This is a genomic window from Streptomyces sp. NPDC029139 (assembly GCF_055564335.1).
Map to the genome: position 1 here is coordinate 161,940 of NZ_JBVHWN010000001.1, position 13,909 is coordinate 175,848.

15 protein-coding genes are annotated in these 13,909 nt (G+C 68.8%); 4 read left to right on the top strand and 11 right to left on the bottom strand.

What is annotated here, in order from left to right; all coding sequences use genetic code 11:
• Positions 1–191 precede the first annotated feature (191 nt).
• Positions 192–764, top strand: coding sequence for a cob(I)yrinic acid a,c-diamide adenosyltransferase (locus ACZ4VW_RS00665; protein ID WP_467956928.1), 573 nt, complete (start codon positions 192–194; stop codon positions 762–764).
• On the opposite strand, the gene ACZ4VW_RS00670 is transcribed toward ACZ4VW_RS00665, so the two are convergent.
• Positions 761–1,396, bottom strand: coding sequence for a hypothetical protein (locus tag ACZ4VW_RS00670; RefSeq protein ID WP_467956930.1), 636 nt, complete (start codon positions 1,394–1,396; stop codon positions 761–763). The two genes, ACZ4VW_RS00665 and ACZ4VW_RS00670, sit on opposite strands and share 4 nt — an antisense overlap.
• A gap of 152 nt (positions 1,397–1,548) precedes the next feature.
• Between ACZ4VW_RS00670 and ACZ4VW_RS00675 the strand changes: the two genes are divergently transcribed.
• From ACZ4VW_RS00675 to ACZ4VW_RS00685, 3 genes are all read left to right on the top strand, one after another.
• Complete coding sequence (locus ACZ4VW_RS00675) at positions 1,549–2,760, top strand: sensor histidine kinase (RefSeq protein ID WP_467956932.1); 1,212 nt, start codon at positions 1,549–1,551, stop codon at positions 2,758–2,760.
• Complete coding sequence (locus ACZ4VW_RS00680) at positions 2,748–3,383, top strand: response regulator (RefSeq protein WP_467956934.1); 636 nt, start codon at positions 2,748–2,750, stop codon at positions 3,381–3,383. The genes ACZ4VW_RS00675 and ACZ4VW_RS00680 overlap by 13 nt, the downstream gene beginning before the upstream one ends.
• A gap of 211 nt (positions 3,384–3,594) precedes the next feature.
• Positions 3,595–5,355 (top strand): glycosyl hydrolase family 18 protein, encoded by a 1,761-nt coding sequence (locus tag ACZ4VW_RS00685; RefSeq protein ID WP_467958115.1) that lies wholly within the window; start codon positions 3,595–3,597, stop codon positions 5,353–5,355.
• 59 nt (positions 5,356–5,414) lie between these two features.
• On the opposite strand, the gene ACZ4VW_RS00690 is transcribed toward ACZ4VW_RS00685, so the two are convergent.
• From ACZ4VW_RS00690 to ACZ4VW_RS00735, 10 genes are all read right to left on the bottom strand, one after another.
• Positions 5,415–5,861, bottom strand: a complete 447-nt coding sequence (locus ACZ4VW_RS00690; protein WP_362358380.1) for a DUF2550 domain-containing protein — start codon at positions 5,859–5,861, stop codon at positions 5,415–5,417.
• A gap of 144 nt (positions 5,862–6,005) precedes the next feature.
• Entirely contained in the window at positions 6,006–6,380 is a 375-nt protein-coding gene (locus ACZ4VW_RS00695) for a F0F1 ATP synthase subunit epsilon (RefSeq protein ID WP_355107918.1), read from the bottom strand.
• A gap of 111 nt (positions 6,381–6,491) precedes the next feature.
• Positions 6,492–7,934 carry a F0F1 ATP synthase subunit beta gene (gene atpD, locus ACZ4VW_RS00700; RefSeq protein ID WP_467956936.1) on the bottom strand — a complete coding sequence of 481 codons (1,443 nt, stop codon included), beginning with the start codon at positions 7,932–7,934 and terminating at the stop codon, positions 6,492–6,494.
• Entirely contained in the window at positions 7,934–8,851 is a 918-nt protein-coding gene (locus ACZ4VW_RS00705) for a F0F1 ATP synthase subunit gamma (protein WP_467956938.1), read from the bottom strand. The genes atpD and ACZ4VW_RS00705 overlap by 1 nt, the downstream gene beginning before the upstream one ends.
• Before the next feature lie 20 nt (positions 8,852–8,871).
• Positions 8,872–10,470, bottom strand: coding sequence for a F0F1 ATP synthase subunit alpha (atpA, locus tag ACZ4VW_RS00710; RefSeq protein ID WP_467956940.1), 1,599 nt, complete (start codon positions 10,468–10,470; stop codon positions 8,872–8,874).
• A gap of 133 nt (positions 10,471–10,603) precedes the next feature.
• Positions 10,604–11,419 carry a F0F1 ATP synthase subunit delta gene (locus ACZ4VW_RS00715; protein ID WP_467956942.1) on the bottom strand — a complete coding sequence of 272 codons (816 nt, stop codon included), beginning with the start codon at positions 11,417–11,419 and terminating at the stop codon, positions 10,604–10,606.
• Entirely contained in the window at positions 11,416–11,961 is a 546-nt protein-coding gene (locus ACZ4VW_RS00720) for a F0F1 ATP synthase subunit B (RefSeq protein WP_467956944.1), read from the bottom strand. The genes ACZ4VW_RS00715 and ACZ4VW_RS00720 overlap by 4 nt, the downstream gene beginning before the upstream one ends.
• A gap of 43 nt (positions 11,962–12,004) precedes the next feature.
• Positions 12,005–12,235 (bottom strand): ATP synthase F0 subunit C, encoded by a 231-nt coding sequence (gene atpE, locus ACZ4VW_RS00725; protein ID WP_137993321.1) that lies wholly within the window; start codon positions 12,233–12,235, stop codon positions 12,005–12,007.
• Between the two features lie 89 nt (positions 12,236–12,324).
• A complete protein-coding gene (gene atpB / locus ACZ4VW_RS00730; RefSeq protein ID WP_467956946.1) occupies positions 12,325–13,134 on the bottom strand; it encodes a F0F1 ATP synthase subunit A in 810 nt (269 codons plus the stop codon).
• Positions 13,135–13,359: 225 nt separating this feature from the next.
• Entirely contained in the window at positions 13,360–13,776 is a 417-nt protein-coding gene (locus tag ACZ4VW_RS00735; protein WP_467956948.1) for a hypothetical protein, read from the bottom strand.
• Positions 13,777–13,909 lie beyond the last annotated feature (133 nt).

Sequence of the window (13,909 nt, forward strand, 5' to 3'; positions counted from 1 at the left end):
GTGAGCCCGCATGTGACCGCTAAGTAATGCGCGTCACGCCCCGTTTGACGGACGTCACACTCACGACACCTCCCCCGTCCCATTCCTCCCCTCGGTCATACCCCCGGGCCGTACACCGTCGACCCCGCCCGGGCCCGTGACGGTCGGCACACCGGCGGCCCGGAGGACCGGAGCCTCACTACGCTGGGGTCATGGTCAATCTGACGCGTATCTACACCCGTACCGGCGACCAGGGCACCACGGCGCTGGGCGACATGAGCCGGACCGCCAAGACCGATCTGCGGATCTCGGCGTACGCCGACGCCAACGAGGCCAATGCCGTCATCGGCACGGCCATCGCCCTCGGGCAGCTCGACGAGGAGGTCGTGAAGGTCCTCGTCCGCGTGCAGAACGACCTGTTCGACGTGGGCGCGGACCTCTCCACTCCCGTGGTCGAGAACCCGGCGTATCCGCCGCTGCGGGTCGAGCAGTACTACATCGACAAGCTGGAGGCGGACTGCGACCGCTTCCTGGAGGAGCTGGAGAAGCTGCGCTCCTTCATCCTCCCGGGCGGCACGCCCGGTGCGGCCCTGCTGCACCAGGCGTGCACGGTGGTCCGGCGCGCGGAGCGCTCCACCTGGGCGGCGCTGGAGGTCCACGGCGAGACGATGAACCCTCTCACCGCGACCTACCTCAACCGTCTGTCGGACCTGCTCTTCATCCTCGCGCGGGCCGCCAACAAGGAGGTCGGGGACGTGCTCTGGGTCCCGGGCGGGGACCGCTAGGCACGGTCCCGGGCGGGGCGCGCCGTCTCCGGCTCCCCCTCCGGCTCCCCGCCCTCGGTCTCCTTCGGAACGTCCCGGGGCGCTTCCTTCGGCGCCTCCCCCGGCCCCTTCTTCGGCCAGATCGCGTACGACAGCGCGATCAGGCCGTGGATGCCGACCGCCCGCCACGCGACGAGGATCCAGGACTTCAGCGACTCGGTTTTCCCATCGGGGCCGACGTACCAGGCGGCGAGCAGCAGCAACCCCGTCGCGACCACCCCCGCCGTCACCGAGCCCAGCCACACCCTGCCCTCGTGACGGGCGCGCGCCATGCCGAAGCGCGGCGGCCCGACGGGCGGCGGGGCGCCGCCGAAGCGGTGGGCGGCGTGGCCGTCGAGCCACTTCACGGTGCGGTGGCCGTGGCCGACGGTGTAGCCGATGTAGACCGCCGCGAGGCCGTGCTTCCAGCTCGGGTCGGCCCCGTTCCTGAGGTCGATCGCGGTGGCGACGAGCAGCACGACCTCCAGGAGCGGCTCGCACAGCAGCAGAGCCAGGCCCGCCCGGGGCATCTTCAGCAGGTAGCGGGTGGCGAGTCCGGCGGCCAGCAGGACCCAGAAGCCGACCTCGCAGATCGCGATGAGTGCGACGATCACGGCGGTACTCCTCTCGGTTCCCTCTCAGCGTCCCGCCCCGGCCGGGTCTTCTCGTCGTCGCCAGTGACGAACCACGTCTACATCCTTCGACGGAGGGACGGATCGGCCCGGACGGCGAGGTCGCGGCCGGGGGCAGCGTGTTGGATGGGGAGGTGACACTCCCCCGACCGCACCGCCACGACCTGCTGATCGCCTGCGGCGGCCTCGCCATCGGTCTGCTGATGTGGTCCTTCGGTCTGCACACGCAGAACGACGCGCTGATCACGGCGCGCTGGGCGACGCTGATCCCGCTCGTGGTGATGGCCGCGATGGAGGCCCTGCGCCGCTCCCTGCCGCAGACCGCCCTGGTCGTCGGCACGCTCGCGCTCGTGGCCGACCAGTTCACCCACGGCAGCCTCGTGACCGCGCTGATGTTCACGGACGTGGTCTACGCGGCGGTGGTCTACGGTTCGCCCGCCTCCGCCCGACGCATCCCGTACTCGACCGGACTGATCACGATCGGCGTGACGATCGGCTTCCTCGTCTGGTGGCAGAACGCGATCGCCCTGCTGGTCGGTCTGGTCACGGGCATGGTCTCCTTCCTCCCGGCCGTCACCGGCGCGGTCGTGCGCAACCACCGCCAGGCGGCCGACGCCGCGCGGCTGCGCGCGGAGCAGACCGCGCTGCTCGCCGAGATGGACCGGGCCCAGGCCGTCGTGGCCGAGCGCGCCCGGATGGCCCGCGAGCTGCACGACATGGTCGCCAACCACCTCTCCGCGATCGCGATCCACTCCACCGCCGCACTGTCGATCGACGATCCGGGGACGACCCGGCAGGCGCTCACCGTCATCCGGGAGAACAGCGTCGAGGGGCTGGCCGAGATGCGGCGGCTGATCGGGCTGCTGCGGGACAGCAGCGGTGACACCGAACCGGCGGCCTCGCCCACTCTCGACGGCTTGGAGGCGCTGATCGCCCAGGCCCGGACGAACGGGGAGCCGAGCGCGCTGACGTTCGCGCTGGACGACACCCGGCCCGGCGGCGGCCCCCTGCCGGCGCCGGTCGAGCTCGCCGCGTACCGGATCGTGCAGGAGTCGCTGACCAACGCGCTCAAGCACGCGGCCCCCGGCGAGGTGCGGGTGGAGCTCGGCCGCCGCCCGGACGGTGCCCTCACGGTCGGGGTGACGAGTCCGTTCGGAGGGCAGCCGGGACCGCGCGCGCCCGGCTCGGGGGCGGGGCTCGTCGGGATGCGCGAGCGGGTGGCGCTCCTGGACGGGGAGTTCGAGGCCGGTCCCCTGCCGGCTCACGACGGGGGCAAGGTGTGGCGGGTACGGGCGGTCCTGCCCGTCGGGACGAAGGACAAGGAGCCGCAGGCATGGTTCGGGTGATCGTGGCCGAGGATCAGAGCGCGGTACGGGCGGGGCTGGTCCTGATTCTGGGCAGCGCCCCCGACATCGAGGTGGTCGCAGAGGCCGCCGACGGCGAGCGGGCGGTGGAGCTGGCCCGCGAACTGCGCCCGGACCTCGTCCTGATGGATGTGCAGATGCCGCGGATGGACGGGGTGACGGCGACCCGGCTGGTGGTCTCCGAGGGCCTGGCCGATGTGCTCGTCCTGACGACCTTCGATCTCGACGAGTACGTCTTCGGGGCGCTGCGGGCCGGGGCGGCGGGCTTCCTGCTGAAGAACACCGACGCGAGGGACCTGATCGAGGCGGTACGGACCGTGGCGCGCGGCGAGGGTCTGATCGCCCCCGCGGTGACCCGGCGACTGATCGCCGAGTTCGGGGCGTCGAGAAGCGCCCCCAAGGACGCCTCCGTGCTGGACTCCCTGACACCGCGCGAACGGGAGGTGCTCTCCGCGCTGGGCGCGGGGCTGTCGAACGCCGAGATCGCGGTACGTCTGGACATGGCCGAGGCGACGGTGAAGACCCACGTCAGCAAGGTGCTGGGGAAGCTGAAGCTGCGCAGTCGGGTTCAAGCGGCCGTGCTGGCGCAGGAGTTGGGTGTGTGACACGAGGCGGCCGACGTTGGTCTGGACCTCTTGACGATTGGTCCAGACCTTCCTACGCTCGCGGGGCGCGCGCATGTTCACGGACCACCCCCACCTTTGTCCGTCCGCAATGTGAGGAGCACCGTTGAGCTCTCCAGCACCGACGCGCAGAACAGGGTTCAGACACCGGGCCGCCGCCGGTCTCACCGCCCTGATCCTGCCCCTGGCCGCCATGGTCGGCCTCGCAGCACCCGCCGAAGCCGCCACGGCGGCCACCGCCACGTACACCAAGGTCTCCGACTGGGGGTCCGGCTTCGAGGGCAAGTGGACGGTGAAGAACACCGGCACCACCACGCTCTCCTCCTGGACCGTCGAGTGGGACTTCCCCTCCGGCACCGCCGTCACCTCCGCCTGGGACGCGACCGTCACCGGCTCCGGCACCCACTGGACCGCCAAGAACGTCGGCTGGAACGGCACCCTCGCCCCCGGCGCCACCGTCTCCTTCGGCTTCAACGGCACCGGTTCCGGCGCGCCGAGCGGCTGCAAGATCAACGGCGGCTCCTGCGACGGCTCCACCCAGCCCGGCGACGCCGCGCCCTCCGCCCCCGGCACCCCCGTCGCCTCCGCCATCACCGACACCTCGGTCAAGCTGACCTGGACCGCCGCCACCGACGACAAGGGCGTCAAGAACTACGACGTCAAGCGGGACGGCACCACGATCGCCACGGTCACCGGGCTCACGTACACCAACACCGGGCTGACCGCCGGCACCGACTACACCTACACGGTCGTCGCCCGCGACACCATCGACCAGACCGGTCCGGCGAGCGGTGCCGCGAGCGTCCGTACGACCGGCGGGGGCACCAACCCCAACCCCGGCTCCACGGTCAAGATGGGCTACTTCACCAACTGGGGCGTCTACGGCCGCAACTACCACGTGAAGAACATCGTGACGTCGGGCTCCGCCTCCAAGATCACGCACATCAACTACGCCTTCGGCAACGTCACCGGCGGCAAGTGCACGATCGGCGACGCCTACGCCGACTACGACAAGGCGTACACCGCCGACCAGTCCGTCGACGGCGTCGCCGACACCTGGGACCAGCCGCTGCGCGGCAACTTCAACCAGCTGCGCAAGCTGAAGAAGGCGTACCCGCACATCAAGGTGCTGTGGTCCTTCGGCGGCTGGACCTGGTCCGGCGGCTTCGGCCAGGCCGTCCAGAACCCGACCGCCTTCGCCCAGTCCTGCTACGACCTGGTCGAGGACCCGCGCTGGGCCGACGTCTTCGACGGCATCGACCTGGACTGGGAGTACCCGAACGCCTGCGGCCTCAGCTGCGACACCAGCGGGCCCGCGGCCTTCAAGAACATGATGCAGGCCATGCGCGCCAAGTTCGGCGCGAACAACCTGGTCACCGCTGCCGTCACGGCCGACGCCTCCGCCGGCGGCAAGATCGACGCCGCCGACTACGCGGGCGCCGCGCCGTACATGAACTGGTTCAACGTGATGACGTACGACTTCTTCGGCGCCTGGGCGGCGAAGGGCCCGACGGCCCCGCACTCCCCGCTGACCTCGTACGCGGGCATCCCGCAGGCCGGTTTCAACTCGGCCGAGGCGATCGCCAAGTTCAAGGCCAAGGGCGTCCCGGCGAACAAGCTGCTGCTGGGCATCGGCTTCTACGGCCGCGGCTGGACCGGCGTCACCCAGTCCGCCCCGGGTGGCAGCGCGACCGGCCCGGCGGCCGGCACGTACGAGCAGGGCATCGAGGACTACAAGGTCCTCAAGAGCTCCTGCCCGGCCACCGGCACGGTCGCCGGCACGGCGTACGCGCACTGCGGAACCAACTGGTGGAGCTACGACACCCCGGCCACGGTCACGTCCAAGATGAGCTGGGCCAAGAACCAGGGCTTGGGCGGAGCCTTCTTCTGGGAGTTCAGTGGTGACACCACGGGCGGCGAGCTCGTCGGCGCCATCAACAACGGGCTGAACTAGCCCGGAACAACGCGGCGGGGACGGTGCAGCACACCGTCCCCGCCGTCGTCCGTTCCGTATCAGGCCACATTCACCCTCTGGCCCGGGGGCGCCGCCTCCAGCCAGGCGAGGAAACCGGTGAGGGCGTCCTCGCTCATCGCCAGCTCCAGACGGGTCCCCCGGTGCATACAGCCCTGGATCACCGCGTCGGAGAGCAGCGCCAGCTCCTCCTCGCCCTCGGGCATCCGGCGCTCCAGCACCTCGATGGCCGAGCGCTCCAGCACGCGGCGCGGGCGGGGCGCGTAGGAGAAGACGCGGAACCAGGAGACCTGGTCACCGCTGTAGCGGGCGACGCCGTACACCCAGCCCTTGCCGGAGAGGTCCGGCTCCTCGGGGACGTTCCAGCGCAGGGAGCAGTCGAAGGTGCCGCCGGCACGCTGGATCAGCCTGCGGCGCAACCCGAAGACGAAGAGCCCGATCACCACCAGTGCGACGACCAGGCCGCTCAGGAGCAGAGCGAGGAACATCTTCACCGACCTCCTCGCTGCGTCCCGTGACCGGCGTCGCCGGCGTAACCGAATACAACCTGCATCTGCATCGCCTCAGCCGCGACACGGTCTGGATAGATCCAGCCGTGCCGCGGCTGAGGGCACAACTCTCGGCGCGGTCCGCTAGCGGACCGCTACCGCACGCAACCGGACATCGGCGCGACGCTCGGCGGCGGCGTCCGACTCCGACTTGGCGCGCTCCAGCGCGCGCTCCGCGCGCTGGGCGTCGATCTCGTCCGCCAGCTCGGCGATCTCCGCGAGCAGAGACAGCTTGTCGTCGGCGAACGAGATGAAACCGCCGTGCACAGCGGCGACGACGGTCTCGCCCTCGCTGGTACGGATGGTCACCGGGCCCGACTCCAGCACACCGAGCAGCGGCTGGTGGCCGGGCATGACGCCGATGTCGCCGGAGGTGGTACGTGCGATGACCAGGGTGGCCTCGCCGGACCAGACACTCCGGTCCGCGGCGACCAGCTCGACGTGCAGCTCAGCAGCCAAGGGTGGCTCCTCGGGTCACCACCCGGCGGTCGTGCCGGGTGTTGGGGTCAATTCTAATGGGCGTGACGAGGGGGGCGGGACAGGCCCGCCCCCCTCACGAGAGCACGGGGCTCAGGAGACGCCAAGCTCCTTGGCGTTCTTCTTGAGGTCCTCGACGCCACCGCACATGAAGAAGGCCTGCTCGGGGAAGTGGTCGTACTCACCGTCGCAGATCGCGTTGAACGCGGCGATCGACTCGTCGAGCGGAACGTCCGAACCGTCCACACCGGTGAACTGCTTCGCCGCGTGGGTGTTCTGGGACAGGAAGCGCTCGACACGGCGGGCGCGGTGGACAACGAGCTTGTCCTCCTCGCTCAGCTCGTCGATACCGAGGATCGCGATGATGTCCTGGAGGTCCTTGTACTTCTGCAGGATTCCCTTGACGCGCATGGCGGCGTCGTAGTGGTCCTGCGCGATGTAGCGCGGGTCCAGGATCCGGGACGTGGAGTCCAGCGGGTCCACGGCCGGGTAGATGCCCTTCTCGGAGATCGGACGGGAGAGAACCGTCGTCGCGTCGAGGTGGGCGAAGGTGGTGGCCGGGGCCGGGTCGGTCAGGTCGTCCGCGGGGACGTAGATCGCCTGCATCGAGGTGATCGAGTGACCACGGGTCGAGGTGATGCGCTCCTGGAGGAGACCCATCTCGTCGGCCAGGTTCGGCTGGTAACCCACCGCGGAGGGCATACGGCCGAGCAGGGTCGAGACCTCGGAGCCGGCCTGCGTGAAGCGGAAGATGTTGTCGATGAAGAACAGCACGTCCTGCTTCTGCACATCGCGGAAGTACTCCGCCATGGTCAGACCGGCCAGGGCCACGCGCAGACGGGTGCCCGGGGGCTCGTCCATCTGGCCGAAGACCAGCGCGGTCTTGTCCAGAACGCCGGCCTCCTCCATCTCCACCATGAGGTCGTTGCCCTCACGGGTGCGCTCGCCGACGCCCGCGAAGACCGACACACCGTCGTGCAGCTTGGCCACACGGACGATCATTTCCTGGATCAGAACGGTCTTGCCGACACCGGCACCACCGAACAGACCGATCTTTCCACCCTTGACGTACGGGGTGAGAAGGTCGACGACCTTCAGGCCGGTCTCGAACATCTCGGTCTTGGACTCGAGCTGGTCGAAGGCCGGGGCCTTGCGGTGGATCGTCCAGCGCGGGGCGTCCGCGACGGTGGAGGCGTCGTCGTTCAGCACCTGACCGAGCGTGTTGAACACACGACCCTTGGTGACGTCACCGACGGGCACCGTGATGCCGGCGCCGGTGTCGGTCACCGGGGCCTGGCGGACCAGGCCGTCGGTGGGCTGCATGGAGATGGTGCGGACGATGCCGTCACCGAGGTGCTGGGCGACCTCGAGGGTCAGCGTCTTGGTCGCGCCCTCCTCGGCCGGGTCCGGAACCTCGACGTGCAGCGCGTTGTAGATCTCCGGCATCGCGTCGACGGGGAACTCCACGTCGACGACCGGGCCGATGACCCGGGCGACGCGGCCCGTGGCGGCGGCCGTCTCAACAGTGGTCGTCATTACTTGTCACTCCCCGCGGTCGCGTCGGCCAGGGCTGCGGTGCCACCGACGATCTCGCTGATTTCCTGGGTGATTTCGGCCTGGCGGGCCGCGTTGGCAAGTCGGGAGAGGTTGTTGATCAAGTCTCCCGCGTTGTCGGTAGCCGACTTCATCGCACGACGCGTGGCGGCGTGCTTGGAGGCAGCCGACTGGAGCAGCGCGTTGTAGATCCGGCTTTCGACGTAGCGCGGCAGCAGGGCGTCGAGGACGTCCTCCGCCGACGGCTCGAAGTCGTACAGCGGACGGAGCGTGTCCGGCTCGCCCGCCTCCTTCGCCACCTCGTCGAGGCTGAGGGGCAGCAGCCGGGCCTCGACCGCCGTCTGCGTCATCATCGAGACGAACTCGGTGTAGACGATGTGGAGCTCGTCCACTCCGCCCTCGGCCGTGTCCTTCTCGATCGCCTCGATCAGCGGAGCCGCGATCCTCTTGGCGTCCGCGTACTCCGGCTGATCCGTGAAGCCGGTCCACGAGTCGGCCAGCTTGCGCTCACGGAAGTTGTAGTGCGCGATGCCACGACGGCCGACGACGTAGATGTCGACCTCGCGTCCCTCGCTCTCCAGCTTCCTCGTCAGCTGCTCCGCCGCCTTGATGGCGTTGGAGTTGAAGGCGCCGGCCAGACCGCGGTCGCTCGAGAGGAGCAGGACCGCGGCACGGGTCGGGTTCTCCGCCTCGGTGGTCAGCGGGTGCTTGTCGTTCGCGCCCGTGGCCACCGCGGTGACCGCGCGGGTCAGCTCGATCGCGTACGGCGTGGACGACTGCACCTTGCGCTGCGCCTTGACGACGCGCGAGGCGGCGATCATCTCCATCGCCTTGGTGATCTTCTTCGTCGCGGTGACGGATTTGATGCGACGCTTGTAGACCCGGAGCTGCGCTCCCATGAGTCAGGTCCCTTCCGTCGTCACTTCGAGACGTTGACGGCAGCGGAAGCGTCGTCGCCCAGCAGCTTCCCGTCAGAGGTCTCGAACTGCTTCTTGAACTCCGCGATGGCGTCACCGACGGACTGCAGGGTGTCGTCCGACATCTTGCCGCCCTCACGGATGGAGCTCATGAGACCCGCGTGGTTCTGGCGCAGGTACGCGAGGAGCTCGGCCTCGAAGCGACGGATGTCGGCGACCGGGACGTCGTCCATCTTGCCGGTGGTACCGGCCCAGATGGAGACGACCTGGTTCTCGGTGGGCATCGGCTGGTACTGAGCCTGCTTGAGCAGCTCGACCATGCGCTGACCGCGCTCCAGCTGCGCCTTCGAGGCCGCGTCCAGGTCGGAACCGAAGGCGGCGAACGCCTCCAGCTCACGGAACTGGGCGAGGTCGACGCGGAGGCGACCGGAGATCTGCTTCATCGCCTTGTGCTGGGCGGAGCCACCGACACGGGAGACCGAGATACCGACGTTCAGGGCCGGGCGCTGGCCGGCGTTGAACAGGTCGGACTCCAGGAAGCACTGGCCGTCGGTGATGGAGATGACGTTGGTCGGGATGAACGCCGACACGTCGTTCGCCTTGGTCTCGACGATCGGCAGACCGGTCATCGAGCCGGCACCCAGCTCGTCCGAGAGCTTCGCGCAGCGCTCGAGGAGACGCGAGTGCAGGTAGAAGACGTCACCCGGGTAGGCCTCACGGCCCGGCGGGCGGCGCAGCAGCAGCGACACGGCGCGGTAGGCGTCGGCCTGCTTCGACAGGTCGTCGAAGACGATCAGGACGTGCTTGCCCTGGTACATCCAGTGCTGGCCGATGGCGGAGCCGGTGTACGGCGCCAGGTACTTGAAGCCGGCCGGGTCGGACGCCGGGGCGGCGACGATCGTCGTGTACTCGAGCGCGCCGGCCTCCTCCAGGGCGCCGCGCACGGACGCGATGGTGGAGCCCTTCTGGCCGATGGCGACGTAGATGCAGCGGACCTGCTTGTTCACGTCGCCCGAGCGCCAGTTGTCGCGCTGGTTGATGATCGTGTCGACGGCCAGCGCGGTCTTGCCGGTCTGACGGTCACCGATGATCAGCTGACGCTGACCACGGCCGACCGGCGTCATGGCGTCGACGGCCTTGTAGCCGGTCTCCATCGGCTCGTGGACCGACTTACGGGCCATGACGCCCGGGGCCTGCAGCTCGAGGGCGCGGCGGCCCTCGGTCGCGATCTCGCCGAGGCCGTCGATCGGGTTGCCGAGCGGGTCGACGACGCGACCCAGGTATCCCTCGCCGACACCGACGGAGAGGACCTCACCGGTGCGCTGCACCGGCTGCCCCTCCTCGATGCCGCTGAACTCGCCGAGGACGATCGCACCGATCTCGCGCTCCTCGAGGTTGAGGGCGAGACCGAGGGTGCCGTCCTCGAACTTCAGCAGCTCGTTCGCCATGGCCGAGGGAAGACCCTCAACCTTGGCGATGCCGTCGCCGGCCAGGCTGACCGTTCCGACCTCCTCGCGCGAGGCCGCGTCCGGCTGGTACGACTGGACGAAGTTCTCCAGCGCGTCCCGGATCTCCTCCGGCCGGATCGTGAGCTCCGCCATCTGGGTTCCCTGCTCTCCTTGTTGGGCCCGAAGTTTTCTTGGGGGTCTGGGGGCCGACCCCCAGGAATCTTCTGCGATGTGCACGGCCCAACCGGGCCGCTGGTCATGCTTGTTCAGTTGGTGGCCGTAGCCGTCAGCCGGCCAGGCGCCGGGACGCCTCGTCGAGGCGCTCGGCGATGGTCCCGTTGATGACCTCGTCGCCGACCTGCACCGAGATCCCGCCGAGGACCGCCGGGTCCACGTCCAGGTTCAGGTGCATCTGGCGGCCGTACAGCTTGGCCAGGACGGCACCGAGGCGCTGCTTCTGCTGATCGGTCAGCGGCACCGCCGTGGTCACGACGGCGACCATCCGGTCCCGGCGCGCCGCGGCGAGCTTGGAGAGGGACTCGAGTCCCGCTTCCAGGCTACGTCCCCGGGGCTGGGTCACGAGACGGACGACCAGACGCTCGGTGACCGCGTTGGCCTTGCCGCCGAGCAGGCTGCGCAGCAGCTCGCTCTTGGCGGGGACCGTGGCGGCCTTGTCCGTCAGCGCCGAGCGCAGCTCGGTGCTGGAGGAGACGATCCGGCCGAACCGGAACAGCTCGTCCTCGACGTCGTCCAGTGCGCCGGCCTGCTGCGCCGCGGTGAGGTCGGCGGTGTTCGCCAGCTCCTCGACCGAGTCGACCAGGTCACGCGACTGCGACCAGCGGGAACGCACCATGCCGGACACCAGGTCGACGGTCTCCCCGCCCACCTGACCGCCGAGCAGTCGCCCGGCGAGCTCGGCCTTGGCCTCGCCCGCCTGCGCCGGGTCGGTCAGGACCCGACGCAGCGACACCTCGCGGTCGAGCAGCGCGGTGACTGCGGCCAGCTCGCCGGCGAGCTTCGCGGCGTCGACCGAGGTGTTGTCGGTCAGCGCGTCGAGGGACTCACGTGCGGCGGCCAGTGCCTCGCGGCTCGCTCCGTTCATCGGACGGCCTCGGCCTTCTCCTCGAGCTCGTCGAGGAAGCGGTCGATGGTGCGGCTCTGGCGGGCGTGGTCCTCGAGGGACTCGCCGACCAGCTTGCCGGCCAGGTCGGTGGCGAGCTTGCCCACGTCCTGGCGCAGCGAGGTCGCCGCGGCCTTGCGGTCGGCCTCGATCTGCGCGTGGCCGGCCGCGATGATCTCCTCGCGCTGGCGCTGGCCTTCCGCCTTCATCTCCTGGATGATCGCGGTGCCCTGCTCCGTCGCCTCCTGGCGAAGACGCGCGGCCTCATGGCGGGCTTCGGCGAGCTGGGCCTTGTACTGCTCCAGCACACTCTGGGCCTCGATCTGGGCCGACTCGGCCTTCTCGATGCCACCCTCGATGGCCTCGCGGCGCTGCTCCAGAACCTTGTTGATGTTCGGGAGGAGCTTCTTGGCGAGGAATCCGAAGACGATGACGAAGGCGATCAGGCCGATGACGAGCTCGTCGAGATGCGGGAGGAGAGGAGGCTGGGGCTCCTCCGCCGCCGCAAGAAGCAGAGCGTTCACATCAGTGCCTTCCGTGAAAATTGGGCTGTCGTCGGGTCAGGCTTTAGTAGACGAAGCCCATGACGATGCCGATGAGGGCGAGCGCCTCACAGAAGGCGAAACCCATGATCTGGTTGGTGCGGATCAGGCCGGCAGCCTCGGGCTGACGAGCGAGGGCCTGGGTGCCGTTACCGAAGATGATGCCGACGCCGACGCCGGGGCCGATCGCGGCGAGACCGTAACCGATGGAGGCGACGTTACCTTCGACGGCGGCAAGGGTCTGGAGAGCGGACATGCCGGTTCTTCCTTCTCTTTCAAGGACCCGGTGGGGGTTGGCCACCGGACGATTGTTGGATTGGGGGTGGAGCTGGATGCCGGACTGGCTCAGTGGTGCTCGGAGAGCGCGCCCTGGACGTAGCTGCAGGCCAGGAGGACGAAGACGTACGCCTGGACAGCCTGGATGAAGAGCTCGAAGGCGGTCATCACAAGAACCATGACGAACGAGGTGGCGGCGTAGACGACGCCGATGCCGTTCAGCAGGTACCAGCTCGCGAGGGAGAACATCACGATCAGCAGGTGACCGGCGAACATGTTCGCGAACAGTCGGACCGCGTGGGTGAAGGGCCGGATGATCAGGTTCGAGAAGAACTCGAGGAACATGATCAGCGGCAGAATCGGGCCGAGCGACTTGTCGTAGCCGGTGATGTTCTTCCAACCGCCCACGAAGCCGTGCTTCTTGAAGGTCAGGCTGACCCAGAGCACGTACACGATCAGAGCGAGCGCCGCCGGGAAGGCGATGAGCGAGGTGACCGGGAACTGGGCGAGCGGGATGATGGACCAGAGGTTCATGATCCAGACGAAGAAGAACAGCGACACCATGAAGGGGACGTACTTCTCGCCGTCCTTCTTGCCGATGATCTCGTAGACGATGCCGCGGCGCACGAAGTCGTAACCGGCCTCGCCGACCATCTGCATCTTGCCCGGAATCAGCTTGGGCTTGGCGAACGCCGCCCAGAAGAACCCGACGACCACGAGCGAGCTGATCAGCGCCAGCAGCATCGGCTTGGTGATGTCGATGCCTCCCACCGTCGCGATGGGCTCGTACATGAACGTGTGCAGGCCCGGCGCCGGGAAGCCGCATCCACTGAAGATGTGGCAATCCGGGTCGAAGGCAAGCGTCTGGTCAGCACTCACCGCGGGCTCCTTCAGCGTGGCGCATAGGTACGGCAACCTCGTTGTGTCGGCGCGGCACGCAGCCGCGGGTCGGCACTGGACTGGTCTTACGGATAAGGGGGCGGCGGTTCGGCATCGTGCCTCGCGCTGGGACAGGCGTCAGCTCGGATGCCCGCGCCCGCAGTGCCGCAGTTGGCACCGGACGATAGCAGGAAGCCGAAAGCGCCTTTATCCCGGCCCTACCCCTCACTTCGACGACCCCGTGTTCTTCGGGTCGTCGATGTACATGATCTTGGCCTTCATGTAGGCACGCGCTTGCGCGGCGATCCAGACGATGGTCACCGCGAGCAGGGTGAAGGCGAAGGCCTTGAAGTCGAACCACGTGGTGTTCTTGAGCAGGGCCATCACGATGAAGAGCAGCAGGATCTGGGCCGTGTAGAGCATCAGCCCCATGGCCTGGAACAGGTGCGGAAGTGACTTGGCGGTCCGCTGCAGCACCACGAGCCCGACCCCCATGAAGGCGATGACCACCACGGTGCCGAGGACCGCGCCGAGTGCGCCCTTGCCGCCGGCGACCACGCCGCTGATGACCGCGGCGATGGCGCCGGTGGCAGCAGCGGGAATGGCAGCTGACAGAAGGATGCGTGCGTCGTTGGACGGCATGGCGGTGTCTCCGCTGTTGCTGGTGGGGGCGATGGTGTCGTCAGGGACGAGCGTAAGCCCGGTCCGAGGTGTGTCTCGGGGCCAACAGACCGTCGCACTACGGTCTTTCGGCTCTGTCGCCGGGTCTCGTGAA

Bases quoted from the DNA above. Each gene is read 5' to 3' on its own strand.
- ACZ4VW_RS00665 (WP_467956928.1), top strand. From the start codon at position 192: ATGGTCAATCTGACGCGTATCTACACCCGTACCGGCGACCAGGGCACC.
- ACZ4VW_RS00680 (WP_467956934.1), top strand. From the start codon at position 2,748: ATGGTTCGGGTGATCGTGGCCGAGGATCAGAGCGCGGTACGGGCGGGG.
- ACZ4VW_RS00685 (WP_467958115.1), top strand. From the start codon at position 3,595: ATGGTCGGCCTCGCAGCACCCGCCGAAGCCGCCACGGCGGCCACCGCC.
- ACZ4VW_RS00690 (WP_362358380.1), bottom strand. From the start codon at position 5,861: ATGTTCCTCGCTCTGCTCCTGAGCGGCCTGGTCGTCGCACTGGTGGTG.
- atpD (WP_467956936.1), bottom strand. From the start codon at position 7,934: ATGACGACCACTGTTGAGACGGCCGCCGCCACGGGCCGCGTCGCCCGG.
- ACZ4VW_RS00705 (WP_467956938.1), bottom strand. From the start codon at position 8,851: ATGGGAGCGCAGCTCCGGGTCTACAAGCGTCGCATCAAATCCGTCACC.
- atpA (WP_467956940.1), bottom strand. From the start codon at position 10,470: ATGGCGGAGCTCACGATCCGGCCGGAGGAGATCCGGGACGCGCTGGAG.
- ACZ4VW_RS00715 (WP_467956942.1), bottom strand. From the start codon at position 11,419: ATGAACGGAGCGAGCCGCGAGGCACTGGCCGCCGCACGTGAGTCCCTC.
- atpE (WP_137993321.1), bottom strand. From the start codon at position 12,235: ATGTCCGCTCTCCAGACCCTTGCCGCCGTCGAAGGTAACGTCGCCTCC.
- ACZ4VW_RS00735 (WP_467956948.1), bottom strand. From the start codon at position 13,776: ATGCCGTCCAACGACGCACGCATCCTTCTGTCAGCTGCCATTCCCGCT.